The organism is Neobacillus sp. BF23-41 (assembly GCF_041106275.1).
In genome coordinates this window covers 22,003-47,812 of the sequence record NZ_JBGBPR010000006.1, presented here as the reverse complement: position 1 = coordinate 47,812, position 25,810 = coordinate 22,003, and the positions used below count along the sequence as shown (strand labels likewise).

Below are 25,810 nucleotides of genomic sequence, written 5' to 3'. Positions count from 1 at the left end.
AAATATATTGAATAATTTTCAGTTTCTTGCTAAAATAAATTTCGTTGTCAAAGGAAATAGTTTGTTTGACATTACGTCTTTGCTTATGTTATATTAACTAAGGTGAAAAATTGAATACTTGTTTTTGGGAAAAGAAGAAGCACCCGCTTCTCACCTGATTGACGCAATTGGCAGTTGGCAGGTTTTACGTGAACTTTTTAGTTTTATTACTTATGTTCTGTAAAGTGTGGGTGCATTCATCCGCACTTTTTTGTTTGTTCACTTTATAGCACTGCTAAAAAGCTTTAATACCTGTTGATTCAATAGGGTGTCAGACGTTTAGGTTGAAAAGGGTTCCTTGTGATTTTCTTGACCAAAACGTTGTATTCGTGATAAAACCTTGGAGGTGGCTAATTATTAGCAAAGACATGTTGTTAAATGAGGGCATTCGCGCTCGCGAAATCCGCCTAATTGATCAAAATGGCGAACAGTTAGGGATTAAAACCAAAACTGAAGCCTTAGAGATTGCCGGAAGAGTGAATCTTGATTTGGTACTAGTAGCACCAAATGCAAAGCCTCCAGTCGGCAGAATTATGGACTATGGCAAGTTTAAATTCGAGCAGCAAAAGAAAGAAAAAGAAGCTCGGAAGAATCAAAAAATCATTACTACTAAAGAAGTTCGTCTCAGCCCAACGATTGATGAGCATGACTTTAATACAAAGTTACGTAATGCGATTAAGTTCTTGGAAAAAGGCGACAAGGTAAAAGCTTCAATCCGTTTCAAGGGCCGGGCGATTACACATAAAGAAATTGGTCAACGTGTGTTAGACCGTTTTTCAGAAGCGTGCAAGGAAGTTGCAACGATCGAATCCCATCCTAAAATGGATGGCCGGAGCATGTTCCTGGTTTTAGCACCTAAAATCGACAAGTAATAAGGAGGATATCCCAAATGCCAAAAATGAAAACTCACCGTGGCGCTGCAAAGCGTTTCAAGAAAACTGGTTCAGGTCAACTTAAACGTGACCACGCTTATACAAGCCACTTATTTGCTAACAAATCTACAAAAGCAAAGCGTAAGCTTCGCAAAGCATCCCTTGTTTCTAAAGGTGATTTCAAACGCATTCGTCAAATGTTAACTTACATGAAGTAAAAATTTAGTGATCGATTTATATATTGGAGGGAAATTACATGCCACGTGTAAAAGGCGGTACAGTTACGCGCAAGCGTCGTAAAAAAGTTCTTAAATTAGCAAAAGGTTATTACGGTTCAAAACATACATTATACAAAGTTGCTAACCAACAGGTTATGAAATCATTAATGTATGCTTTCCGCGATCGTCGTCAGAAAAAACGCGACTTCCGCAAATTATGGATTACTCGTATCAATGCAGCAGCTCGTATCAACGGTCTTTCTTACAGCCGTTTAATGCATGGCTTAAAGCTTGCTGGTATCGAAGTAAACCGCAAGATGCTTGCTGAATTAGCAGTAAGCGATGCAAACGCATTTGCTGAATTAGCAAACGTTGCAAAACAAAACATTAACAAGTAATTAGAAAAGCTAAAAGCGCCCTTAGGCGCTGGAGCTAGACATATGTAAAGGCCATTCTCTTTGATGAGGATGGCTTTTTCTATAAGGGGGTATTGGATATGAAAATATGGTTATTGGCCTATCTAATCATGAATATCGCAGGACTCGTGATTATGTGGGAGGATAAGAAGCGGGCAAAAAAACATGAGTACCGAATCCGAGAGAGGACCTTGTGGCTAGTGGCATTATTTGGTGGTGCTGTCGGTACGACGGCAGGGATGCAGCTTTACCGCCATAAAACGAAGCATCCATCGTTTAAAATTGGTTTTCCTGTCCTAGCAGTAATCGAACTCGTTCTTCTCATAAAGTTTCTGCTATAAAAAGAGCATGAATGGCGGCTAATCCTGCAAAAATTCCTTCACCGGACTTTTCCAATGGATTTCAGCATTCGGATAACACTCAAGGATTTTTTTATCCATATAAAAAAAGTCATCCTTAACTAGCCCTTTTAGCGAGACTGCATTTTCAGGCCAGATGATGATCGAGACGACATCAAAGGTGTTGTCGGCAGGACCCATGTATTTCTCACCAGCAAATATAGCACCTTTATAAGTAAGTAAGAAATTCTTTCTGACATCCTGATCATCAATTAATAAAAAACGTTTATGTTTACGAGCAGCTTCTAGTTTTCGTTTCGATGTAAAAAGGGATTTTAACACATAGCTAAATAAGAAAAATAGGAAAAACAACAATACGAAGCGCAGCAACCATATCATGGCTAAGCCTCCTGTATCTTTTTCCTAATTATACGAAACAGCCCGAAAAAAGTTTCAATCATTTCTCAGTTTGATATAATTTTTCCATAAGGAGTGATGGAACTATGCAACTAGAAAAATTGTTTCACATGCAAAAAGCATTAGATACTCATATTGAAGAAAAGCACAACTTGCAGGACCAAGATTTATTTGATAGAAAGGTACTGGCCTTACTTGTTGAAATTGGTGAGTTGGCAAATGAAACACGCAGCTTTAAGTTTTGGAGTGTTAAGCCGTCTTCAGCAAAAGAAGTCATTTTAGAGGAATTTGTTGATGGGGTTCATTTTATTTTATCGCTCGGTATTGAATGTGGCTTTGATGCGGTGAAAATTGATTTGAATGTTCAGGAGTCATCTGTGAATGTGACAGAACAATTTTTAAGCGTCTATGACAGGATTAGTATTTTTCAAAGCAGCAAATGTTTGGATGATTACATAAAGTTATTTAAATCTTACTTGCAATTAGCTTTGCTGCTTGGATTTACGAATCAAGATATTGAAAGAGCATATTTCCAAAAAAACGAAGTAAATTATCAAAGACAGCAAAATAACTATTAGCAGAAAAATTGCGGGTTTATTGTTATTTTCTGTATAATAAAGGTCGAACAAACATAAAAGGGGGCTAATAAATGGTAAAACTAGATGAAACCTTGACGATGTTAAAAGAGTTAACCGATGCCAAAGGGATTCCCGGCAATGAGCGTGAAGTTCGCGAAGTTATGGAAAAATACATAGCTCCATTCGCTGATGAAATCACAACCGATGGACTTGGCAGTTTGATTGCACAAAAGGTAGGTAAAGAGGGCGGCCCGAAAATCATGGTGGCGGGTCACTTGGATGAAGTTGGGTTTATGATTACTCAAATTGATGACAAAGGTTTCCTTCGTTTTCAAACGGTTGGCGGCTGGTGGGGGCAGGTAATGCTTGCACAGCGCGTGACGATTGTTACGCGAAAAGGAGATGTAACCGGAATTATCGGTTCTAAGCCTCCGCATATTTTATCAGCGGAAGCTCGCAAAAAACCGGTTGAAATTAAAGATATGTTTATTGATATTGGTGCATCTAGCCGCGAGGAAGCCGCTGAATGGGGCGTTCGTCCAGGCGATATGGTTGTACCATATTTTGAATTTACAGTGATGAACAATGAAAAAATGCTATTAGCCAAGGCTTGGGATAACCGGATTGGCTGTGCAATTGCCATTGATGTCCTGAAACAATTAAAGGGTGTAGATCATCCGAACGTTGTTTATGGGGTAGGTAATGTTCAAGAAGAGGTAGGTTTGCGTGGTGCCAAGACAGCCACTGCAAAAATCAAACCGGATATCGGCTTTGCTGTTGATGTCGGTATTGCTGGGGATACACCTGGGATTTCGGAAAGAGAAGCAATGAGTAAGATGGGGAAGGGACCACAAGTTGTTATCTATGATGCCTCACTAGTAGCGCATAAAGGTTTACGTGATTTAGTGACCGATACAGCCGATGAATTGAACATCCCCTATCAATTCGAGTCCATTCCTGGCGGTGGTACGGATGCAGGGTCAATCCACTTGACACATCATGGAGTGCCGGCACTTCCGATTACGATTGCGACGCGCTATATTCATTCACATGCGGCTATGCTCCATCGTGATGATTACGAAAACGCAGTGAAGTTGATTGTCGAAGTTATTAAGCGCTTAGACCGAGAGACTGTTGATAAAATTACGTTTGAATAACTTTTTGTGGGGTCCCCGGTTGAACTTTGCCGGGGATTTTTTTAAATAAAAAACTGCCGATGGGTAATCGGCAGCTTCAACAAATGATTACTTTAACCCACTCTCAAGGGTTGTAAGCATTTCTTTTTTCTCATCTTCGGATGAATTTTTCCAAATGATTTCAAATAAAACACCAAGACCTGGGAGCATTTTTTCTTCCCCATTTTGAATGGCATCAACAATGGTATCTTCTAATTGATCTTGTGTATTTCCCGAAACATTGTGAACAATGGCATTACGTAAATTTAAATTCATGTATATGCACTCCTTTTTATCCTGTATTTCTTAAATAGTTTTTCTACTTTTGGTTTTATTATGTATTTTTGTTAGGCTATAATTAAAAAATCATCGTTATTGTAAAAGGAGAGCGGGTTTTGAAATATATTGAATCGATAAATAACCCTAAAGTAAAACAGTGGAAAAAGCTTTTAACCAAAAAAGAACGGGATAAGTCAGGAACATTTTTAGTTGAAGGCTTTCATTTAGTGGAGGAAGCGCTAAAACAAGGTGAGCAAATTGTAGAAATCATTGTTTCTGAAAAAGTAGATTTACCTTCCCGCTTCGATACTGGTTCGACGACAGTAATACAAGTCACCGAAGAGATATCGAATGCATTAACAGATACAGAGGCACCACAAGGAGTTTATGGTGTTTGCCAAATAGCAAATGCTGAAGTGGTAGATGCCAAAACCTTCCTATTTATCGATGCCGTTCAGGACCCAGGAAATCTCGGAACAATGATCCGCACAGCAGATGCAGCAGGGATCGACACCGTTGTGGTAGGACGGGGAAGTGTGGATATTTACAACTCAAAGGTCCTTAGGTCGGCACAAGGAAGCCATTTTCACCTTCCGATAATAACAGGCGACCTTCATGAATGGATGGACAAACTTCAGGAAAAAAATATTCCTGTATACGGTACAGCACTTGAAGGGGCATCTGCATATACTGACATTTCCACGGGAGATTCTTTTGCTCTGATTGTCGGAAACGAAGGGAACGGCGTCGGGAAAGACATACTATCAAGCACCACAGCCAACCTGTATATCCCGATTTACGGCAAAAGTGAATCGTTAAATGTTGCTGTAGCAACAGGGATTCTGCTTTATTATTTGAAAAAATAGGCGGAAACTAGTTTGACCTTTACAGGGAAATTATTATATAATAATGAACAATATTGAATATTAAAGAACGATGACGGAGAAAAGTACCTTATTTAGTGACCATTTAGGGAGAAAGTGCCGCGACTGAAAGCACTTTTATGGGAGAGATAAGTGAAGTTCACCTCCTGAGTTGGCATCGGGACCATTTTCGCGAACGAAAGTGTAAAGATGCACCGGCAGATGCCGTTATCCGAATGAAGCGAACACAATGTTTTTTTACATAACGTGTTTACAAGGGTGGTACCGCGAACTATAAACCTCGTCCCTTTCCAGGGATGGGGTTTTTTTGTTTTTTCATTGGTGCCTGACACCGATTAACCGATTAATATTAAGGAGGAATTGACATGCAAGAACGTTTAAAGGAATTGCAGGAAGAGGCTATTCAAAAAATTGAACAGTCGGTAAGCTTAAAAGAATTAAATGACATTCGTGTTGCCTACCTAGGAAAAAAGGGGCCAATTACGGAAGTACTACGCGGAATGGGAAAGCTTTCTGCTGAGGAGCGCCCAGTTATGGGAGCATTAGCGAACGAAGTCCGTGAAGCGATTGCTGTAAAAATTGAAGCCAAACAAACGGGGTTAGAAGAGGCGGCTGTTTTAGAAAAATTAGCTTCTGAAAGCATCGATGTTACCCTTCCGGGACGACCAGTTAAGGTTGGAAACCACCATCCACTGACAGGAATCATCGAAGAAATTGAAGATTTATTCATTGGCATGGGGTATCAGGTAGCTGAAGGTCCTGAAGTAGAGCAGGATTATTATAACTTCGAAGCGCTTAATTTACCGAAGGGGCACCCGGCCCGCGACATGCAGGACTCTTTCTATATCACAGAAGATATCCTGCTTCGTACCCATACCTCACCAGTTCAAGCGCGGACGATGGAAAAGCACCATGGTAAGGGCCCAATCAAAATTATCTGCCCAGGAAAGGTGTACCGTCGTGATAATGATGATGCGACACACTCCCATCAATTTATGCAAATCGAAGGCCTTGTGGTCGGTGAGAACATCCGCATGAGTGACCTGAAAGGAACATTAGAAGTTTTTGCGAAAAGAATGTTCGGCGAAGATCGTGAAATCCGCCTGCGTCCAAGCTTTTTCCCATTTACTGAACCTTCAGTAGAAATGGATATTTCTTGTAAAATTTGCGGCGGTCATGGCTGCAGTGTTTGTAAGAGAACAGGCTGGATCGAAATTCTCGGTGCCGGTATGGTCCATCCTAACGTTCTTGAAATGGCTGGATATGACTCTAAAAAATACACTGGCTTTGCTTTCGGTATGGGACCAGAGCGGATTGCGATGTTAAAGTACGGTGTGGATGATATCAGACATTTCTATACAAATGATGTTCGTTTCTTAAAACAATTTTCAAAACACGAGTGAAACTGAATGCTTCAACCCGATGAAGCTGGATTATAAAAGGAGGATGACGACATGTTCGTTTCATATAAATGGCTCCAGGATTATATTGATTTAACTGGAGTAACTGCAACTGAATTAGCAGAAAAAATTACAAAAAGCGGTATTGAGGTCGAAGGAGTAGAAATCCTTAACGACGGCATCCAAGGCGTAGTCGTTGGTCATGTCCTTGAACGCGAGCAGCACCCAAATGCTGATAAGTTAAGTAAGTGTCTTGTTGATGTCGGCGGGGAACAACCGGTCCAAATTATTTGCGGTGCTCCGAATGTGGCCCAAGGTCAAAAGGTTGCAGTAGCCACAGTTGGCGCAGTTCTTCCAGGTAATTTTAAAATTAAACGGGCGAAACTACGCGGCGAAGAATCGAACGGAATGATTTGTTCGCTTACTGAGTTAGGGATGGAAGGAAAAGTTGTACCGAAAGAATATTCTGAGGGAATCTTTGTTTTTCCAGCGGATGCTGAAGTGGGCGTTGATGCACTTGCGGTGTTAAATCGTGACGATGAGATCCTTGAGCTGAGCTTGACTCCAAACCGCGCTGATTGCTTAAGCATGCTAGGAGTTGCCTATGAAGTGGCGGCGATCCTTGGGAGAGAGGTTAAACTTCCGGGAACGAACCTTCATTCTGCAACTGAAAAAGCATCTGATTATGTAAAAATTGTCGTTGAGGCAAAAGAAGATAACCCATTATATGTGGCAAAAATCATTAAAAATGTAAAAATTGGTCCATCACCGCTATGGATGCAAACGCGCTTAATGTCAGCTGGAATTCGTCCACACAATAATGTGGTTGATATTACTAACTATATTCTTCTTGAATACGGTCAGCCGCTTCATGCGTTTGATTATGACCGCTTAGGTTCAAAAGAAATCCTTGTCCGCCGTGCAGCAGATGGGGAGAAATTTGTCACGCTCGATGATGCAGAACGCACACTTACAGCTGATCATTTAGTCATTACAAATGGAACTGAACCTGTTGCCCTTGCAGGTGTTATGGGGGGAGCAAATTCAGAAGTAATTTCAGACACAACGACTGTTTTACTTGAATCAGCTTACTTTAACGGGGCTACGATCAGAAAAGCTTCGAAAGATCATGGTTTAAGAAGTGAAGCGAGCGCTCGATTTGAGAAAGGTGTCGACCCGAATCGTGTTCGTGCTGCTGGAGAGCGTGCCGCCTATCTAATGGCAAAATACGCAGGCGGTGAAGTATTAGATGGTGCTGCTGAAGCTGACACATTAACAGTTGAGCCGGCAATTGTTTCGATTACTTTAGAAAAAATTAATCGTGTTCTTGGCACAGACCTTGTGATGAAGGACGTGAAGGAAATCTTTAATCGTCTTCAATTCGGTGTAAGTATCGAAGAAGATACCATCACCGTAACGGCACCAACACGCCGCGGCGATATTAAAATAGAAGAAGATTTACTGGAAGAAGTAGCTCGCCTTTTTGGTTATGATAATATTCCAAAAACGTTGCCGATTGGATCAACTACACCAGGTGGTTTGTCTGAGTATCAGAAAAAACGCCGTGTGGTTCGTCAATATCTTGAGGGTGCCGGCTTGTACCAAGCTGTAACTTATTCCCTAACTAGCGAGGAGAAAGCAGCACAATTTGCGCTTGAAAAGCGGGATACGATTCGTCTTTCGATGCCAATGAGTGAAGAGCGCAGCATTCTTCGTTTGAGCATCATGCCACAGCTATTGGAAGTATTAAAATATAACAGTGCTCGCCAAAACGATAGTTTGGGTGTATATGAAACAGGTGCGGTGTTCTTAGCAAATGGCACAGACACGCTTCCAACAGAAAAAGAACATTTAGCAGCAGCGGTTACTGGGCTTTGGTCCAGCCATTCTTGGCAAGGGGAGAAGAAGGCTGTTGACTTCTTCGTTGTTAAAGGCGTTTTAGAAGGGTTGTTTGCTAAACTTGGTCTACTTGAACAGGTTCAATTTGTTCAAGCACAGATAGATGGTATGCACCCTGGACGTACAGCGGAAATTCACCTAAACGGTGAGAAAATCGGCTTTATCGGCCAAGTCCACCCAACGGTTCAAAAAGACCTGGATTTGAAAGATACCTATGTATTTGAACTTTCACTAAAAGCAGTACTTGAAGCTGATACTCCGGCATTACAATACGAAGCCATCCCGCGCTTCCCGTCAATCACAAGAGACATTGCCCTTGTGGTAAACAAAGAAACGGTGTCAGGCACCCTAAAGGAAATTATTTTAACAACTGGTGCACCGCTTCTGAAAGAGGTTAACGTGTTTGATTTATATGAGGGAGACAAGATGGAAGAGGGCATGAAATCGATCGCGTTCTCTTTGAAATATGTTGATCCAGTGCGTACGTTGACTGATGAAGAGGTAACAAAGGTTCATGAGAAAGTGCTTAATGCCTTGAAAGAAAAGGCAGGAGCTGTTTTAAGAGGCTAAATCAAAAGAAGCCAGCCCGAATGTGTAGATTTTCGGGCTGGCTTTTTTTGAATGTTTGAGGCGGTAATTTCGTTTCGCTGATAAAATAGCATTTATCGCTGATATATTAAATTTATCGCTGATAAATGGTGCGTTATCGCTGATATATTGGCTAGCTTCGCTGATATAATTAAAAATTCCTATTATGGTAGTAAATTTGTGCTTTTTAAAAGGAGTAAATATCATCTTTTTAAGAAAAAATCGCTAAAAATCACAAAAAGAGGTTGCACCAAATGGCAACCTCCTTCAAATTCCGCATTAAATTATATTTTCTCATAAATGGAGTCATAGTTTTTCGCTAAGACCATGTCCAAATCGGTCAATCCTCCTGCGTTCCATGAGGTTAGTCTTAGTGTCACTAATTTATAATCGATCGCAATGAATGGGTGATGATTTTTTTCTTCCGAGAGCTGGGCAATGACATTCACGAACGCCACGCCTTGTAAAAACTCACGGAAGCGGTACTTTTTCACGATGAATTTTCCGTCCAGTTTCCAGCCTGATAATCCCGCAACAGCGGTAGTAATCTCCGCTTCACTTAGTCGATTTGCCACCACTATCCCTCCAAACACCGTTTCTATTATATCGATTTGCCACCCTAAAACCCTCCAAAAACCGTTTCTATAATATCTATTCTATTCGCAACAACACCAAAAAACATGTCAATTTCGTTTTTTATTAACAAGTGCCATCGCTTTGTCAGTATTAGCGAAGTGGAGCTTAACAAAAGATGGGAGGATGTCACGGCCTTTGCTCATTATCAGCTTTGCTGCTGCTACATCCACCTGTGCCCCGGCACCTTTTGGAATCTTAAAGCCGGCCGCCTCGCTAAGTTTATCGATATATTGGATAAAGGCATAGCGGGCGAGAATACTTGCAGCAGCGACAGCCAAATGAATCCCTTCAGCCTTCGTACTAAAATAAACATTCTCTTTGGCAATCGCTTTTTGGCTTTTTAAATGCTGAAAATAGGTACTGCCTTGAACAAATTGGTCGATGAGAATCGCTTCAGGTTTTTCAGGTGAAATTTTGTCTAACACATTTAAGATCGCTTGATTATGTAAAATCGCCTTCATCTTCCCTTGCGACATGCCTGACTGCTGGACTTGATTATATTTCTCGTTTTTTAACGTCATCAAACTAAATGGAATAATATCTTTAATGACCTTTGCGATCGCAATAATTTTTTCATCGTTTAAATCCTTGGAGTCGCGCACGCCTAATTCTTTTAATAAAGGGATATTTTCCTTTTTCACGTAAGTTGCCACGACAGTTATCGGCCCGAAGAAGTCTCCCGTACCGACTTCATCTGAACCAATAGCGGACATTTGCCCGATGCCGGTTGGAAGGTCACCTTTCGCAACAGATTTCGAATGGGAAGAGCTCGGCTTCTTCGAGGACGCGCTTGCACTGCCCCATCTACCTGCCTCTTTTTCACTATCATTTCCCTGAAATAAAACTTTACCTGATTTATAGGCTGTGATCATACAAGCAGACGTTTTCGCAGCAAACACACTTCCAGGGATGTTTTTATCTAATAAATTTTTTCCGTAAAAGTTTCTCATTTCCATTATCTTATTCATTTCTAAATTCAATACAACATTACCCATACTACAAACACCACATTTCTAAATAATATAAAATATGCTTTAACTTTTCCACAGATAACGGTTCATGTTATGATATAGAGTAGGATTCTCTGAATGGAGGCAGGACGTTGTCGAATAATCAAAAAAATAGAACAACCGTAGATATACACGGTCAAGCTTACGTTATTATGGGCACGGAAAGTCCAAGCCACATTAGGCATGTGGCTTCATTAGTTGACAATAAAATGCGCGAAATCAGTTCTAAGAATCCAAATTTAGACGCAAGTAAACTCGCCGTTTTAACAGCCGTAAATGCAGTCAATGATTATCTCAAAATGAAAGACCAATTAGATCGGCTTCAATCAGAACTACTAAAAGAAAAGGACTAAAAAATATGTTGGATTTAGCAATTATCATCTTTTTAATTATTGGATTCTTTGTAGGCCTAAAAAGAGGCTTAATTCTGCAGCTTGTTCATTTAATAGGTTTTATTATTGCATATGTAGTAGCAAATTCATACTACGAACAGTTAGCACCCAAGTTAACATTATGGATACCTTATCCAAACTTTGGAAATATTGCTACATTAAAACTTCTAACTGATAGCAGTAATATGGAGGCAGCTTTTTACCGAGCGATCGCCTTTGTTATTATCTTTATTGCTGTAAAAGTGTTATTGCAAATTATTGGTTCAATGCTTGACTTTATTGCCCATTTGCCTGTACTTAGGCAGTTAAATGTTTGGGCAGGAGGCCTTTTTGGTTTCATTGAAGTATATTTAGTTATTTTTATTTTATTATATATTTCAGCCCTGGTACCAATTGAATTTTTACAAAATGCTTTGGATCATTCGATTATGGCAAAAGCAATTGTGAATCACACTCCTATCCTTTCACAGCAAATAAAGAGCATGTGGATTGAATATACAGCTGCTTTAACTTCTCTGTAGCAGAGAAGTTTTTCTATTCATGCCTTAAAGTAGGATAAAATGAAAATGCTAAATAGTAGGTAGGTGGATAATTAAATGGAAGTTAATAAAAAAGAAATCATTCGTTTGCTAGAAACGATAGCGGTCTATATGGAGTTAAAGGGGGAAAACCCTTTCAAGGTTTCAGCCTTTCGGAAAGCGGCTAACGCATTGGAAACCGACGAACGCGACGTAACAGAGATTGAAGACTTTACCGCCATATCTGGAATCGGTAAAGGCACGGCCGCTGTCATTGATGAATACATAAAGGATGGTACTTCTTCGGTATTAAAGGAGTTGAAGGAGGAAGTCCCAACAGGACTAATCCCGTTATTGCAGCTTCCGGGGCTTGGCGGAAAGAAAATTGCTAAACTATACAAAGAATTAAAGGTCGTTGATGTTTCCAGTTTAAAAGAAGCTTGTGAAGCAGGGCAAGTACAAGCGCTCGCTGGTTTTGGTAAAAAAACAGAAGAAAAAATCCTAAGTGCGATTGCTAATGTCGGCTCTAGACCGGATCGATTGCCATTAGCATACATGCTTCCGATTGCGGAGCAAATTGAAGCAACCTTAACCGAATTACCAGATATTCATCGGTTTTCACGTGCCGGAAGTTTGCGCCGGATGAGAGAGACGATCAAAGACCTTGATTTTATTATCGCCACTAATGAACCAGAACGAGTGCGCGGGCATCTATTGGAATTGCCAAATATAAAAGAAGTGATTGGTGCGGGCGATACCAAGGTTTCGGTGGTTTTTGGATATGATTATGATATTTCCGTTGATTTCCGTCTGGTTAAGCCGGAAGAATTTACAACCACCTTGCACCATTTTACCGGATCAAAAGAACATAATGTCCGGATGCGACAATTGGCGAAAGAACGCGGTGAAAAAATCAGTGAGTATGGCGTGGAAAACGTGGAGACGGGAGAAATTCGTAAGTTCTCATCTGAAGAAGAATTTTTCAAACATTTTGATCTTCCGTTCATTCCTCCGGAAATTAGAGAGGACGGTAGGGAAGTAGAAACGTTCTCTGCTACTGAGGAATTAATTGAGCTCGAAGATATTAAGGGTGATCTTCATATGCATTCCACCTGGAGTGACGGTGCCCATTCAATCGAACAAATGGCTCAAGTCTGCCGGGCTAGAGGTTATCAATATATGGCGATTACTGACCATTCACAGTATTTAAAGGTGGCTAATGGTCTAACTCGTGAAAGACTTTTAAAACAAAGAGAAGAAATTAAAAAATTAAATGAAAAGTACGACGATTTTCTTATTCTAGCCGGTGTGGAGATGGATATTCTTCCAGATGGAACGCTCGACTATGACGATGAATTCCTAGCTGAAATGGATTTCGTTATTGCCTCCATACATTCTGCTTTTACCCAATCAAAGGAAAAAATTATGGAGCGGCTTAAAAACGCGTTGACAAATGCTGATGTGGATTTAATTGCCCATCCAACCGGGAGAAAAATCGGCCGCCGCGAAGGGTACGATGTCGATATTGATTTACTTATCCAACTCGCCAAAGAAACCAATACGGCGCTAGAATTAAACGCCAATCCTAACCGTCTTGACCTTGCGGCTGAATATTTACGGAGAGCACAGGATGCAGGTGTGAAAATCCTCATCAATACCGATGCTCATAAAATGGATACATTAAAGCATATGGAAATCGGTGTTTCTGCAGCCAAAAAGGGCTGGATCAAAAAATCATCCGTAATAAATGCACTAGATAAAAATGACCTGCTAGAATTTTTGCATAATCGAGGATAAGGAGGTTATCTCCATGCAAGAAAAAGCTTTAAAGGTATTAGAATTTACTAAAGTAAAAGAGCAGCTTTTAGAACATGCTGCTTCGTCACTTGGTAGAAAAAAAATAAAGGACTTAGTCCCATCCACTGATTTTGATGAAGTGGTCAAACTTCAAGCAGAAACAGATGAGGCGGCAACCGTGTTTCGTGTAAAAGGAAATGTTCCACTCTCAGGTGTCCATGATATTCTTGCACACATCAAACGTTCCGTAATTGGCGGTGTGTTAAGTCCGCATGAACTGGTCCAAATTGCTAGCACCATCCATGCCAGTCGGCAAATGAAACGATTTATTGAGGATTTCGCTGACGAAAGAACAGAAATTCCGATTTTGTCTGAACAAGCAGAGCGGATTATTCCGCTCACCAATCTCGAGCAATCGATCAAACAAGCGATTGATGAAAGCGGCGAGGTGTTAGACAGCGCAAGTGACCTGCTGCGTTCATTAAGGCATCAACTTAGGTCCAACGAGTCACGTGTTCGAGAAAAACTTGAAAGTATGATTCGGTCATCAAATGCCAGCAAAATGCTTTCCGATGCCATAGTCACCATTCGTAATGACCGCTTTGTTATTCCTGTTAAACAGGAGTATCGCGGTCACTACGGCGGTATTATTCATGACCAAAGTGCATCCGGACAAACACTGTTTATCGAGCCTCAGGTCATTGTCCAGTTAAATAATCAACTGCAGGATATTCGTGTCAAGGAACAGCTGGAAATCGATCGAATTCTAACAGCACTATCTGCTGAAGCAGCCGAGCATGAGAGCGAACTCAAAGTGATCGTGGAAGTCCTGGCTAATTTGGACTTTATTTTTGCAAAAGCAAGATATGGGAAACGAATAAAAGCATCGATGCCGATTATGAATAATGAGGGGAGAATTGCTTTATATAAGGCAAGACACCCGCTCATTCCGATCGATGAAGTGGTTGCTAACGATATTATGCTTGGGAAAGACTTTACAACTATTGTGATTACTGGCCCGAATACGGGCGGAAAAACAGTTACCTTAAAAACACTGGGATTATGTACTTTAATGGCTCAGGCAGGATTGCAGGTTCCGGCCTATGACGGATCTGAACTTGCCGTCTTTGATGCTGTGTATGCTGATATTGGCGATGAACAGTCGATAGAACAAAGTTTAAGTACGTTTTCCTCCCATATGGTCAATATCGTAGAAATCTTAAATAGGGTTGATTTTAATAGCCTTGTATTATTTGACGAGCTAGGTGCAGGAACGGATCCACAGGAAGGCGCTGCCTTAGCTATTTCGATTTTAGATGAGGTCCATAACCGCGGGGCAAGGGTGATTGCTACGACCCACTATCCGGAGTTAAAGGCATATGGTTATAATCGTGAGGGTGTGTTGAATGCGAGTGTCGAGTTTAATGTTGAGACATTAAGCCCAACATATAAACTACTGCTAGGAGTACCAGGGCGGAGTAATGCCTTTGAAATCTCGAAACGGCTGGGCTTAAATGACCGGGTCATTCTGGCTGCCCGTTCCCATGTGAGTGAAGATACGAACCAAATTGATAAGATGATAGCATCATTGGAAGACAGTAAACGGCTGGCAGAAAAAGAGCAGGAGGAAGCCCGCGATTATTTAAAATCTGCTGAAAAGCTTCATCAAGACCTGCAAAACCAACTGATGGAGTTTTACGAGAAAAAAGACTCTATGCTCGAAAAGGCAGCAGAAAAAGCTGGGGAAATCGTGGAAGAGGCGAAAAGTGAGGCCGACAAGGTAATCCGCGACCTGCGTAAAATGAGAACAGAAAAGCACGCAGAAATTAAGGAGCATGAATTAATTGATGCAAAGCGGCGTCTAGAAGGAGCAGCACCGGAAGTACCAAAATCAGCCAAGCTCGCAAATAAGAAAGTGAAAAAGCATACGTATATGCCTGGTGACGAGGTGAAAGTGCTTACCTTTGGTCAAAAAGGCACGCTGGTTGACAGAGTTTCTTCAAATGAATGGCAGGTTCAAATCGGAATTCTCAAAATGAAAGTAAAAGAAAAAGACATCGAATATATGAGTACCCCGAAACAAGTAGAAACCAAGCCGATGGCGATTGTAAAAGGTCGGGATTCATTTGTTAAACTGGAGTTAGATCTACGCGGGGAAAGGTATGAAGATGCTCTCCTTAAGGTGGAAAAATATATTGATGATGCTCTGCTATCCAGTTATCCGCGTGTATCGATTATCCACGGGAAAGGGACTGGTGCATTAAGACAGGGAGTTCAGGAATACTTAAGAAACCATCGTCAAGTTAAAAAAATTCGGTTTGGGGAAGCCGGCGAAGGCGGATCAGGCGTAACCATCGTTGAGTTTAAATAATGTCCGGGGAGTTTTGGCAATGGACCAGTTTTGGGAGAATGAATATATCCAAATAGCTGCTTATTATAGCGTCGTGATATTATGCTTGGTTGTCTTTTTAGCTATTTTTGAAATGGTAACCAAATATAAAAATTGGGAAGAAATCAAAAAAGGTAATGTGGCTGTGGCGATGGCAACCGGAGGGAAAATTTTGGGCGTTGCCAATATCTTTCGCTATACGATTGAGCAGAATAATTCGCTGCTTTCAATGGTTGGTTGGGGGATCTATGGCTTTATACTATTAGTAGTCGGTTATTTTATCTTTGAATTTTTAACGCCAAAATTCAAAATTGACGAAGAAATCCAAAAGGATAACCGCGCAGTTGGTTTTATTTCGATGGTTATTTCAATTGGCTTATCGATTGTAATCGGTGCAGGAATTACATAAGGGGAGAATAAAAAAAGTGGAGACCTTAGCTAAAGTACTTCTTGGATTATGCGGCTTGTTTTTGCTAATCGGCTTGATCTATATGTTGTTTTTTGCTTAACTCAAAATCATCGCTGAGACATATCAGCGGTGATTTTTTTATTCTTACACCGCGAAACGGACGCCTCCGCTTTTCTTACAACTTCAATTGTTAATTGTAATATACTGTACTATAATAAAAGAGAAGTGTGAATTTTTATAATTATCCATATAGAAAAGGGGGATATTATGTATGAATCAAAACCGTGGCTGGCCCTGTACCCAAAAGAAATTCCCGCCACACTGGAATACACCTCAGAGCCAGTACAGCAATACTTAGTGAATTCTGCTCGAAAATTTCCAGAAAAAGTGGCCATTCATTTTATGGGAAAAGAAATTACCTACATGAAGCTTTATGAAGAAGTAATGATTTTTGCTGGCTATCTGCAGGGTAACCTAGGAATTTCCAAAGGGGACCGGGTTGCTATTATGCTTCCAAACACTCCTCAGGCTGTAATTAGTTATTTTGCGATATTAATGGCAGGCGGAATTGTCGTTCAAACAAACCCATTATATACGGAACGTGAACTTGAATACCAGATGAAAGATTCTGGCGCAAAGGCCATTATCACACTCGACATCCTCTACCCACGCGTATCTAAAGTGATGCCGCAAACAGAATTACAGCATGTAATTGTAACCGCCATCAAGAGCTACTTACCATTCCCTAAAAACCTAATTTATCCCTACATCCAGAAAAAACAATATGGAATTGTCGTTAATGTTCAACACAAAGGAAGTACGCATTTACTTTCGGAAATATTAAAAATGAAGCCTCAAAAAGTGAGGAATTATGATTTCAACCCTGAGGAAGATGTAGCACTCCTTCAATATACAGGAGGGACGACAGGATTTCCAAAAGGAGTTATGTTAACACATAAAAATTTAATTGCCAATACAAAGATGTGCCAGGCATGGCTTTACAAATCCAAGCCAGGTGAGGAATCAGTTCTCGGGATCATCCCGTTTTTCCACGTCTATGGAATGACAACTGTTCTTATTTTTTCAGTGATGCAGGCAAATAAAATGATATTATTACCTAAATTCGATGTAGAGACCACATTAAAAACCATTCAAAAACAGCGCCCGACTCTGTTTCCAGGTGCACCGACGATTTATATTGGAATATTGAATTACCCTGATCTAAGAAAATATGATTTATCATCAATTCATTCTTGTATAAGTGGTTCAGCTGCGTTGCCAATTGAAGTACAAGAGCAGTTTGAGGCCGTAACAGGAGGGAAACTTGTTGAAGGTTATGGTTTAACGGAAGCATCTCCTGTAACACATGCGAACTTTTTATGGGATGTACCAAGGATGAAGGGAAGTATTGGTGTGCCTTGGCCTGATACTGAGGTAAAGATCGTATCGATCGAAACCGGTGAACCTGTCCCAGTAAAGGAAATAGGCGAATTTGCCATAAAAGGTCCGCAAATCATGAAAGGGTATTGGAATCGTCCAGAAGATACTAAGGAAGTCTTGCATGATGGTTGGCTTTATACAGGTGACCTTGGTTATATGGATGAACAAGGATACTTTTATGTGGTGGACCGCAAAAAGGACATGATTATTGCAGGAGGTTACAATATATATCCTAGAGAGATAGAGGAAGTATTATATGAACATCCAGATGTTCTTGAAGCAGTGGTAGCAGGTATTCCTGACCAGTACCGCGGAGAAACGGTAAAAGCATATATTGTCTTAAAAGAAGGTTCATCGGTTACCGCAGATGAAATGAACCAATTTTCAAGAAAATATCTTGCTGCATATAAAGCCCCGAGATTATATGAATTTAGAAAAGAATTGCCTAAAACAGCTGTAGGGAAAATATTAAGAAGGATGCTTGTGGAAGAAGAAAAACAAAAAATAGAAGAAGAAACCCAAAAACATGCATAATTGCTTCCTCTTTTTTTTGACAGTTTAAGCCTGTCCCTATGTTGGGAATATGAAAAAGGTATATAGTATATCTTGACAGATATACGAATAATAACTATTATGAAAATATGAATGATTATTCATTCATATTTTCTTTTATTTAGTTAAGATTAACATTATAAACTGTGACAGAATTTTCTTCAAAGGAGGGATATAGTTGAAAAAAAATAAACCAAAATACATGCAGATTATTGATGCTGCTGTGATTGTGATTGCAGAAAATGGCTATCACCAAGCCCAGGTTTCAAAAATTGCCAAACAGGCAGGAGTGGCTGATGGAACCATTTATCTTTATTTTAAAAACAAGGAAGACATCCTTATCTCTCTCTTTGAAGAAAAAATGGGAAGTTTTATTGAAAAAATAGATACAATGATAGCAGGAAAAGGGACGGCGGCGGAGAAATTATTAATGATGATAGAAGCTCACTTTAGTATGCTTTCTGACGACCATCACATGGCGATCGTAACGCAATTGGAGTTACGGCAATCCAATAAGGAATTGCGACTCCGAATTAATGATGTTCTAAAAGGTTATCTAAAGGTAATCGAAAAGATTGTTATTGAAGGTAAAGAAACAGGAGAGTTTTCAATCGACCTCGATATTCGTCTGGCCCGGCAAATGATATTCGGTACAATTGATGAAACCGTTACATCGTGGGTGATGAATGAGGAAAAGTATGATTTGCTTGCACTAGCGTCTCCAGTCCATCGCCTCTTGATCAATGGCTGCGGAAGCCGGTAGAATTAAAAAATAGGGGGAGTTAGTTTGGAATACTTAAAATGGTCTTATCAAGACAGTATTGCCACGATCACGATTGCGCGTCCACCGGCAAATGCCCTTTCTTCAGGTCTGTTAAGGGAATTGTCGACAGTGCTAGATGAAATCGAACCAAACCGTGAAATTAGAGTCCTTGTCATTCACGGGGAAGGGCGGTTCTTCTCGGCTGGGGCCGATATTAAAGAATTTACAACGGTTTCTTCATCTGAAGGTTTTTCAAATCTTGGTAAGTTTGGACAGGATTTATTTGACCGGATGGAGAAATTTCCGAAACCGATTATTGCGGCAATCCATGGTGCGGCGCTTGGCGGTGGTCTCGAACTTGCCATGGCTTGTCACATTCGCCTTGTCAGTGAAACCTCAAAACTAGGTCTTCCGGAGCTGCAACTCGGCTTAATTCCTGGATTTGCCGGTTCGCAGCGTCTGCCGAAATATGTAGGTGTGGCAAGAGCTGCTGAAATGCTGTTCACATCCGAGCCCATTACAGGTATTGAGGCCGTAAAATATGGCTTAGCGAATCATGCCTATGTAGAGGCAGAAGTATTAGAGCAGGCGTATAAGCTCGCTGGAAAAATTGCTAAGAAAAGTCCAGGCTCTATTAAAGCAGCCATCGAATTATTAAATTATGCAAAAACAGAAGAGTTCTATGAAGGTTCGAAAAGAGAATCTGAGTTATTTGGTCAAGTTTTTGTCTCTAGCGATGGTAAAGAAGGCATTCAAGCTTTTATTGAAAAAAGGGAACCACAATTTAAGGGTGAATAAACTTATCTTTGTAGTATAATTGAAAAGGAAGCCCTTTTTTTTCTAGGAAATTTTCTTAATCTTTCAAACTGAGCGAATGCTCGAAATTATATTAGGAGGGAAACCATGAATATTTATGTATTACTGAAAAGAACCTTTGATACTGAAGAAAAAATTACGATTAGCGGCGGAAAAATCAATGAGGACGGTGCTGAATTTATTATCAATCCTTATGACGAATATGCGATTGAAGAAGCCATCCAAGTTCGCGATGCTAAGGGCGGAGAAGTAACTGTCATTACTGTTGGAACGGAAGAGTCTGAAAAGCAATTACGTACAGCACTTGCGATGGGCGCTGACAAAGCGGTCCTTATTAATACAGAAGATGATGTGGAAAATGGAGATCAATTTACTACAGCAAAAATCCTTGCTGAATATTTAAAGGATAAAGATGCTGATTTAATCATTGGCGGAAATGTGGCGATTGACGGTGGTACAGGTCAGGTCGGACCACGTGTCGCGGAACTACTTAACATCCCTTACGTAACAACGATCACAAAGTTAGAAATCGACGGTACAAATGTAACCGTTACCAGAGATGTTGAAGGCGATTCCGAAGTTATAGAAACGAGCCTTCCTCTATTAGTAACTGCACAACAAGGACTAAATGAGCCGCGCTATCCTTCATTACCTGGAATCATGAAGGCAAAGAAGAAGCCGCTTGAAGAATTAGAATTAGACGACCTTGATCTTGAAGAAGACGATGTGGAAGCAAAAACAAAAACAATCGAAATTTATTTGCCGCCTAAAAAAGAAGCAGGCAGAGTTTTAGCCGGAGATTTGAATGATCAAGTAATAGAACTTGTTCAGCTACTTCATACCGAAGCAAAAGTAATTTAATCGATTTTTTACAAATATGTTTTCAGGAGGTATATGGAATGTCAAGAAAAGTTTTAGTATTAGGAGAAGTTCGTGACGGTTCATTACGTAATGTTTCTTTCGAAGCGATTGCAGCAGCAAAAACGGTTGCTGAGGGCGGAGAAGTGGTTGGTGTTTTAGTAGGTACTTCTGTAAGCGCTCTAGGTGTAGAATTGATCCACAACGGAGCCGACCGCGTAGTAGTTGTTGAAGATGAAAAATTAAGTCTATATACTTCAGATGGATACGCTCAGGCGCTTTTAGCAGTGCTTGACCAAGAAAAACCAGAAGGGTTAGTGTTAGGTCATACCTCACTTGGCAAAGACCTATCTCCAAGAATTGCTGGAAAATTAGCATCAGGTTTAATATCAGATGCGACTGCTGTTGAGGTTGCAGGTGGAAATGTCGTGTTCACAAGACCCATCTATTCTGGGAAAGCATTTGAAAAGAAAATTGTTATGGATGGCTTAATTTTTGCAACGGTCCGTCCAAATAATATTGCGCCATTGGAAAAAGATGAAAGCAGAAGCGGCGAGGTTTCTACCCTTTCTGTAGACATCAAAGACTTACGTGCCATTATTAAAGAAGTCGTTAGAAAAGCAAGCGAAGGTGTGGACCTAAGTGAAGCAAAAGTGGTTATCTCAGGAGGACGCGGGGTTAAGAGTGCGGATGGTTTTGAACCGCTTAAAGAACTTGCGAATGTCCTTGGCGGAGCGGTAGGCGCTTCACGTGGTGCCTGTGATGCCGACTATTGCGATTACTCTTTACAAATTGGTCAAACTGGCAAGGTAGTGACACCAGACCTTTACATTGCCTGCGGTATTTCTGGCGCAATTCAGCACTTAGCCGGCATGTCTAACTCAAAAGTAATTGTGGCCATTAACAAAGATCCAGAGGCTAATATCTTCAAAGTAGCTGATTACGGAATCGTAGGCGACTTGTTTGAAGTGGTTCCATTACTAACTGAAGAGTTTAAAAAATTAAAGGTACACTCATAATAAGAAAAGCGGAAGCGCCTTGTCCAGGGGCGACAGGCATAAGACGAGCCGGCGAGAAGGTTGCACTTTAACCTTCTTGACGGATTGGCTTATGACCCCGAGCCCCTAGGCGCTGTAGCTAGACAATATTAAGGCGAGCGGAAGTGGTTCCGCTCGCTTTTTTTAAGGATAATTTGAAGTGAATCAGGGGAAAATGATCGATGAAGCAATTTATTAGCTTGATTTTCCAAACGATGTTATACTTTCGGTAAGTAATTCAGTAATCATTAGGAGGGCAATATAAATGGCAATTTCACACTTAACAGATCAAAACTTTTCTGCTGAAACAGGTTCAGGCCTTGTTCTCGTAGATTTTTGGGCACCATGGTGCGGACCTTGTAAAATGATAGCTCCAGTTCTTGAAGAACTTGACTTAGAAATGGGCGAAAAAGTTAAAATCACTAAACTTGATGTGGATGATAACCCGCAAACTGCAGCAAATTTCGGTGTTATGAGCATTCCAACATTATTAGTAATGAAAAATGGCGAAGTGGTAGACAAAGTAGTCGGCTTCCAACCAAAAGATGCATTAGCAAGTGTTTTAGAAAAACACGTGTAAGTATAGAAAGACAAAACCTTAGCCGGAGCCAATCCAGCTAAGGTTTTTCTTTTTTGCAAATGACTACCACTTTCATTTATGAGCCTTTTCCTTTAAAATTTTAACAGACACTATATATATAGACGAGAGTGGAGTGGCCGGAATGAATGAAATAATCAAGCAAAAACTGACGCTGTTGCCGGATCAACCGGGCTGCTACTTAATGAAAGACCGTCAGGGTACGATTATTTATGTGGGGAAGGCAAAAGTATTAAAGAATCGTGTACGTTCTTATTTCACTGGGTCACACGATGGAAAGACGCTTAGACTAGTCAATGAGATTGAGGACTTTGAATATATTGTAACCTCTTCAAATATTGAAGCACTTCTACTTGAACTCAACCTAATTAAAAAATACGATCCGAAATACAATATCATGCTGAAGGATGATAAAACCTATCCATTCATTAAGCTGACAGCTGAAAAGCATCCGAAACTCATCATTACAAGAAAAGTAAAAAAGGACAAAGGTAAATACTTTGGTCCGTACCCAAATGCGACGGCTGCCAATGAAACCAAAAAGCTTCTTGACCGAATATATCCTCTGCGAAAATGCTCAACCCTGCCTGACCGGGTCTGCTTGTACTACCATTTAGGGCAGTGCCTGGCACCATGTGTCAATGAAATTCAGGAACAACAGTATAAACAAATGACGGATGAAATTACCCGCTTTTTGAATGGGGGTTATAAGGAAATAAAAAAAGAGCTTCAGGCAAAAATGTCAGCTGCTGCTGAAGAGTTGGACTTCGAACGAGCGAAAGAGTTCCGTGATAAAATCATTCATATCGAAACCATCATGGAAAAACAGAAAATTACCATGAACGATTTTACGGACCGTGATGTATTTGGTTATGCCGTCGATAAAGGCTGGATGTGTGTGCAAGTCTTTTTTGTCCGCCAAGGGAAACTAATTGAGCGGGACGTCTCCATGTTCCCCTTCTATAATGAGCCCGAGGAAGAAATACTAACTTTCCTCGGACAATTTTATTCGAAAGCTAATCACTTCAAGCCGAAGGAAATTCTGATTCAAGATGAAGTCGATTTGAGTCTGGCGGAACAACTACTTGAAGTAAAAGTGCTCCAGCCACAACGGGGGCAGAAAAAGGATATTGTCCAATTGGCGATCAAAAATGCAAAAATAGCCTTAAATGAAAAGTTTTCTTTGATCGAGAAGGATGAAGACCGCACCATTAAGGCTGTCGAGAACTTGGGAGAATTACTGGGAATTTATACGCCGCACCGAATCGAAGCATTCGATAACTCCAACATCCAAGGAACAGACCCAGTTTCAGCCATGGTCGTTTTCATTGATGGAAAGGCAAATCATCGGGAATACCGGAAATATAAGATCAAAACCGTTCAAGGACCTGATGATTATGAATCCATGCGAGAAGTAACAAGAAGAAGGTATTCACGCGCCTTAAAAGAGGAACTTCCCCTCCCTGATTTAATCATCATCGATGGTGGTAAAGGACATGTTGAAGCCGTAAGAGATGTATTGGAAAATGAGTTAGGACTGGATATTCCTCTATCGGGACTCGTCAAAGATGATAAACACAAAACTTCCCAATTGCTATACGGCAATCCTTTGGGAATAGTTCCCTTAGGCAGAAACAGCCAGGAGTTTTATTTACTGCAAAGAATTCAAGATGAGGTCCATCGCTTTGCCATTACGTTTCATCGTCAGCTTCGTGGAAAAAGTGCCTTTCAATCCTTGCTCGACGATATTCCAGGAATCGGTGAGAAACGGAAAAGGCTATTGCTTAAACAATTTGGCTCCGTGAAAAAAATGAAAGAGGCTAGTATGGAGGAATTTACAAATATCGGAATTCCTATGAATGTAGCCGAAGAATTAATTAAAAAACTTCAATCCTAGTGATTGTAAGAAAAAATAGAACATGCTATAATAAGTGAAAATTTAATTTACTATCACTTTTACGTATTAAAGTGAAGGTAGAGGTGCGAGCTTCAAGAGTAATGGTTCTGAGAAGGATGAGCTTCTAAGACGGATCATGAAAGGGAATGTTCGCCGAAGTAAAGAAAGTCTCATTTCTTTCTTTGCTGGTCCTGTATTGAATAAATGCCGGATTGTCAGGACGAATGTCTTGGAGAGCTATCTTACATTGTAGGTGCGAGAATATTTTTTCGTGTTCTAAAGCAATGAGAGGCCCTTCTCATTGCTTTTTTATTTGGAAAAATTTACACGTATTTACTAGAAAGAAGGAGAAAACAATCATGGGGATTATTGTACAAAAATTCGGGGGAACCTCCGTTGCTAATGTAGAAAGAATACTAAATGTAGCATCCTGTGTAAAAGAAGAGACAGACCGTGGCAACAATGTAGTCGTTGTTGTTTCTGCGATGGGAAAATCAACGGATACACTTGTCGGATTAGCAAAAGAAATTTCCGCACAGCCAAATAAGCGGGAAATGGACATGCTGTTATCAACAGGAGAACAGGTAACCATTGCGTTATTGTCAATGGCCTTAAATCAGCAAGGGCTTGATGCCGTTTCTTATACAGGCTGGCAGGCAGGAATCATCACAGAACCTGTCCATGGAAATGCCCGCATTTCGAATATTAAAACGTCTGCAATTGAAACGGAGCTCGCAACGGGTAAGGTTGTCATTGTGGCAGGATTCCAAGGAATCACGGAAGAAGGCGCAATTACGACGCTCGGTCGTGGTGGTTCTGATACGACAGCTGTGGCATTAGCGGCAGCCTTAAAGGCAGATAAATGTGATATTTATACCGATGTTACTGGGGTTTTCACCACGGATCCAAGATATATCAAGAATGCTCGCAAATTATTATCTGTATCGTACGATGAAATGCTAGAGTTAGCTAATTTAGGTGCTGGCGTGCTCCATCCAAGAGCAGTAGAATTTGCTAAAAACTATCAGGTTCGGCTTGAGGTTCGCTCGAGCATGGAGAGAGTAGAAGGAACAGTTATTGAGGAGGAAGCAGCAATGGAACAAAATTTAGTAGTCCGCGGTGTCGCATTTGAAGACGAAATAACAAAAGTAACAGTATTAGGATTGGCGAATTCATTAACAAGTCTATCTACTATCTTTTCAACACTAGCGGAAAATCACCTGAATGTTGACATTATTATTCAAAGTACTACAGAGGGCGATACGGCTAATTTGTCTTTCTCTATCCATACTAATGATTTATTAGAAACATTAAAGGTATTAGAAGACAATAAAGCGGTGCTTGCATATGAGCAGATTGATGCGGAAAATAAATTAGCGAAGGTGTCAATTGTTGGCTCAGGGATGATTTCTAATCCTGGCGTAGCAGCAAAAATGTTTGAGGTACTCGCTGCAAACAACATCCAAATTAAAATGGTCAGCACATCCGAAATCAAAGTATCAGCAGTAGTAGAAGAAAAAAATATGTTAAAAGCAGTAGAAGCCTTACACGAAGCCTTCGAACTGGCAAACAAATAAAAAAAAGGGTGTCAGGCA

At 40.5% G+C, this 25,810-nt stretch carries 26 protein-coding genes, 1 riboswitch and 2 other annotated features; of the genes, 22 read left to right on the top strand and 4 right to left on the bottom strand.

Going from position 1 to position 25,810, the window contains the following annotated elements:
* Positions 1 to 125 precede the first annotated feature (125 nt).
* Positions 126 to 258: a sequence feature (ribosomal protein L20 leader region), on the top strand.
* Between the two features lie 149 nt (positions 259 to 407).
* From infC to AB7942_RS11715, 4 genes are all read left to right on the top strand, one after another.
* Entirely contained in the window at positions 408 to 911 is a 504-nt protein-coding gene (gene infC / locus AB7942_RS11730; protein WP_142292242.1) for a translation initiation factor IF-3, read from the top strand.
* Positions 912 to 928: 17 nt separating this feature from the next.
* Positions 929 to 1,129 (top strand): 50S ribosomal protein L35, encoded by a 201-nt coding sequence (gene rpmI, locus AB7942_RS11725; RefSeq protein WP_066258063.1) that lies wholly within the window; start codon positions 929 to 931, stop codon positions 1,127 to 1,129.
* A 38-nt stretch (positions 1,130 to 1,167) separates the two neighbouring features.
* A complete protein-coding gene (rplT, locus tag AB7942_RS11720; protein ID WP_066258061.1) occupies positions 1,168 to 1,527 on the top strand; it encodes a 50S ribosomal protein L20 in 360 nt (119 codons plus the stop codon).
* A 98-nt stretch (positions 1,528 to 1,625) separates the two neighbouring features.
* Positions 1,626 to 1,886, top strand: a complete 261-nt coding sequence (locus AB7942_RS11715; protein ID WP_098933375.1) for a DUF1294 domain-containing protein — start codon at positions 1,626 to 1,628, stop codon at positions 1,884 to 1,886.
* 18 nt (positions 1,887 to 1,904) lie between these two features.
* Here AB7942_RS11715 and AB7942_RS11710 read toward each other — a convergent pair whose 3' ends face one another.
* Positions 1,905 to 2,282, bottom strand: a complete 378-nt coding sequence (locus tag AB7942_RS11710) for a sigma-w pathway protein ysdB (RefSeq protein WP_369446985.1) — start codon at positions 2,280 to 2,282, stop codon at positions 1,905 to 1,907.
* 104 nt (positions 2,283 to 2,386) lie between these two features.
* Between AB7942_RS11710 and AB7942_RS11705 the strand changes: the two genes are divergently transcribed.
* Positions 2,387 to 2,878, top strand: coding sequence for a dUTP diphosphatase (locus tag AB7942_RS11705; protein ID WP_369446984.1), 492 nt, complete (start codon positions 2,387 to 2,389; stop codon positions 2,876 to 2,878).
* Positions 2,879 to 2,949: 71 nt separating this feature from the next.
* Positions 2,950 to 4,035: a M42 family metallopeptidase gene (locus AB7942_RS11700; protein ID WP_215011090.1), complete on the top strand. Its 1,086-nt coding sequence runs from the start codon at positions 2,950 to 2,952 to the stop codon at positions 4,033 to 4,035.
* A gap of 87 nt (positions 4,036 to 4,122) precedes the next feature.
* Here the strand turns inward: AB7942_RS11700 and sspI are convergent, their stop codons facing one another.
* Positions 4,123 to 4,329, bottom strand: a complete 207-nt coding sequence (gene sspI, locus AB7942_RS11695) for a small acid-soluble spore protein SspI (RefSeq protein ID WP_088089203.1) — start codon at positions 4,327 to 4,329, stop codon at positions 4,123 to 4,125.
* Positions 4,330 to 4,448: 119 nt separating this feature from the next.
* On the opposite strand from sspI, the gene AB7942_RS11690 reads away from it, so the two are divergent.
* The 3 genes from AB7942_RS11690 (at position 4,449) to pheT (ending at position 9,085) form a co-directional block, all read left to right on the top strand.
* A complete protein-coding gene (locus tag AB7942_RS11690) occupies positions 4,449 to 5,198 on the top strand; it encodes a TrmH family RNA methyltransferase (protein WP_369446983.1) in 750 nt (249 codons plus the stop codon).
* 61 nt (positions 5,199 to 5,259) lie between these two features.
* Positions 5,260 to 5,507 (top strand) — a binding site (T-box leader).
* 74 nt (positions 5,508 to 5,581) lie between these two features.
* Entirely contained in the window at positions 5,582 to 6,619 is a 1,038-nt protein-coding gene (gene pheS, locus AB7942_RS11685; protein WP_369446982.1) for a phenylalanine--tRNA ligase subunit alpha, read from the top strand.
* A 51-nt stretch (positions 6,620 to 6,670) separates the two neighbouring features.
* Positions 6,671 to 9,085 carry a phenylalanine--tRNA ligase subunit beta gene (gene pheT / locus AB7942_RS11680; protein ID WP_369446981.1) on the top strand — a complete coding sequence of 805 codons (2,415 nt, stop codon included), beginning with the start codon at positions 6,671 to 6,673 and terminating at the stop codon, positions 9,083 to 9,085.
* A gap of 302 nt (positions 9,086 to 9,387) precedes the next feature.
* Here the strand turns inward: pheT and AB7942_RS11675 are convergent, their stop codons facing one another.
* Positions 9,388 to 9,678 (bottom strand): 4a-hydroxytetrahydrobiopterin dehydratase, encoded by a 291-nt coding sequence (locus tag AB7942_RS11675; protein WP_088089198.1) that lies wholly within the window; start codon positions 9,676 to 9,678, stop codon positions 9,388 to 9,390.
* A gap of 108 nt (positions 9,679 to 9,786) precedes the next feature.
* Positions 9,787 to 10,734, bottom strand: a complete 948-nt coding sequence (rnhC, locus tag AB7942_RS11670; RefSeq protein ID WP_369446980.1) for a ribonuclease HIII — start codon at positions 10,732 to 10,734, stop codon at positions 9,787 to 9,789.
* Between the two features lie 107 nt (positions 10,735 to 10,841).
* Here rnhC and zapA point away from each other — a divergent pair, with 107 nt between their 5' ends.
* The 13 genes from zapA (at position 10,842) to AB7942_RS11605 (ending at position 25,792) form a co-directional block, all read left to right on the top strand.
* Entirely contained in the window at positions 10,842 to 11,102 is a 261-nt protein-coding gene (gene zapA, locus AB7942_RS11665) for a cell division protein ZapA (RefSeq protein WP_088089196.1), read from the top strand.
* Between the two features lie 5 nt (positions 11,103 to 11,107).
* Positions 11,108 to 11,662, top strand: coding sequence for a CvpA family protein (locus tag AB7942_RS11660; protein WP_369446979.1), 555 nt, complete (start codon positions 11,108 to 11,110; stop codon positions 11,660 to 11,662).
* 75 nt (positions 11,663 to 11,737) lie between these two features.
* The gene (polX, locus tag AB7942_RS11655; RefSeq protein ID WP_369446978.1) at positions 11,738 to 13,456 is read left to right on the top strand and encodes a DNA polymerase/3'-5' exonuclease PolX; all 1,719 of its coding nucleotides are present in this window, start codon (positions 11,738 to 11,740) and stop codon (positions 13,454 to 13,456) included.
* A gap of 13 nt (positions 13,457 to 13,469) precedes the next feature.
* Entirely contained in the window at positions 13,470 to 15,827 is a 2,358-nt protein-coding gene (locus AB7942_RS11650) for an endonuclease MutS2 (RefSeq protein WP_369446977.1), read from the top strand.
* A gap of 19 nt (positions 15,828 to 15,846) precedes the next feature.
* Entirely contained in the window at positions 15,847 to 16,254 is a 408-nt protein-coding gene (locus AB7942_RS11645) for a DUF350 domain-containing protein (RefSeq protein WP_088089192.1), read from the top strand.
* A 267-nt stretch (positions 16,255 to 16,521) separates the two neighbouring features.
* A complete protein-coding gene (locus AB7942_RS11640) occupies positions 16,522 to 18,228 on the top strand; it encodes an AMP-binding protein (RefSeq protein ID WP_369446976.1) in 1,707 nt (568 codons plus the stop codon).
* Between the two features lie 196 nt (positions 18,229 to 18,424).
* On the top strand, positions 18,425 to 19,009 hold the full coding sequence (locus AB7942_RS11635; protein WP_214731846.1) for a fatty acid metabolism transcriptional regulator FadR: 585 nt from the start codon (positions 18,425 to 18,427) through the stop codon (positions 19,007 to 19,009).
* Positions 19,010 to 19,033: 24 nt separating this feature from the next.
* The gene (locus AB7942_RS11630; RefSeq protein ID WP_369446975.1) at positions 19,034 to 19,807 is read left to right on the top strand and encodes an enoyl-CoA hydratase; all 774 of its coding nucleotides are present in this window, start codon (positions 19,034 to 19,036) and stop codon (positions 19,805 to 19,807) included.
* Positions 19,808 to 19,912: 105 nt separating this feature from the next.
* A complete protein-coding gene (locus tag AB7942_RS11625; protein WP_369446974.1) occupies positions 19,913 to 20,686 on the top strand; it encodes an electron transfer flavoprotein subunit beta/FixA family protein in 774 nt (257 codons plus the stop codon).
* 38 nt (positions 20,687 to 20,724) lie between these two features.
* Positions 20,725 to 21,702, top strand: coding sequence for an electron transfer flavoprotein subunit alpha/FixB family protein (locus AB7942_RS11620; protein ID WP_369446973.1), 978 nt, complete (start codon positions 20,725 to 20,727; stop codon positions 21,700 to 21,702).
* A 283-nt stretch (positions 21,703 to 21,985) separates the two neighbouring features.
* On the top strand, positions 21,986 to 22,300 hold the full coding sequence (gene trxA / locus AB7942_RS11615; protein ID WP_088089186.1) for a thioredoxin: 315 nt from the start codon (positions 21,986 to 21,988) through the stop codon (positions 22,298 to 22,300).
* 142 nt (positions 22,301 to 22,442) lie between these two features.
* Entirely contained in the window at positions 22,443 to 24,215 is a 1,773-nt protein-coding gene (gene uvrC / locus AB7942_RS11610) for an excinuclease ABC subunit UvrC (RefSeq protein ID WP_369446972.1), read from the top strand.
* A gap of 70 nt (positions 24,216 to 24,285) precedes the next feature.
* A riboswitch (Lysine riboswitch) is annotated at positions 24,286 to 24,463 on the top strand.
* 111 nt (positions 24,464 to 24,574) lie between these two features.
* Positions 24,575 to 25,792, top strand: a complete 1,218-nt coding sequence (locus AB7942_RS11605; RefSeq protein ID WP_369446971.1) for an aspartate kinase — start codon at positions 24,575 to 24,577, stop codon at positions 25,790 to 25,792.
* The last annotated feature ends 18 nt before the right edge of the window (positions 25,793 to 25,810 follow it).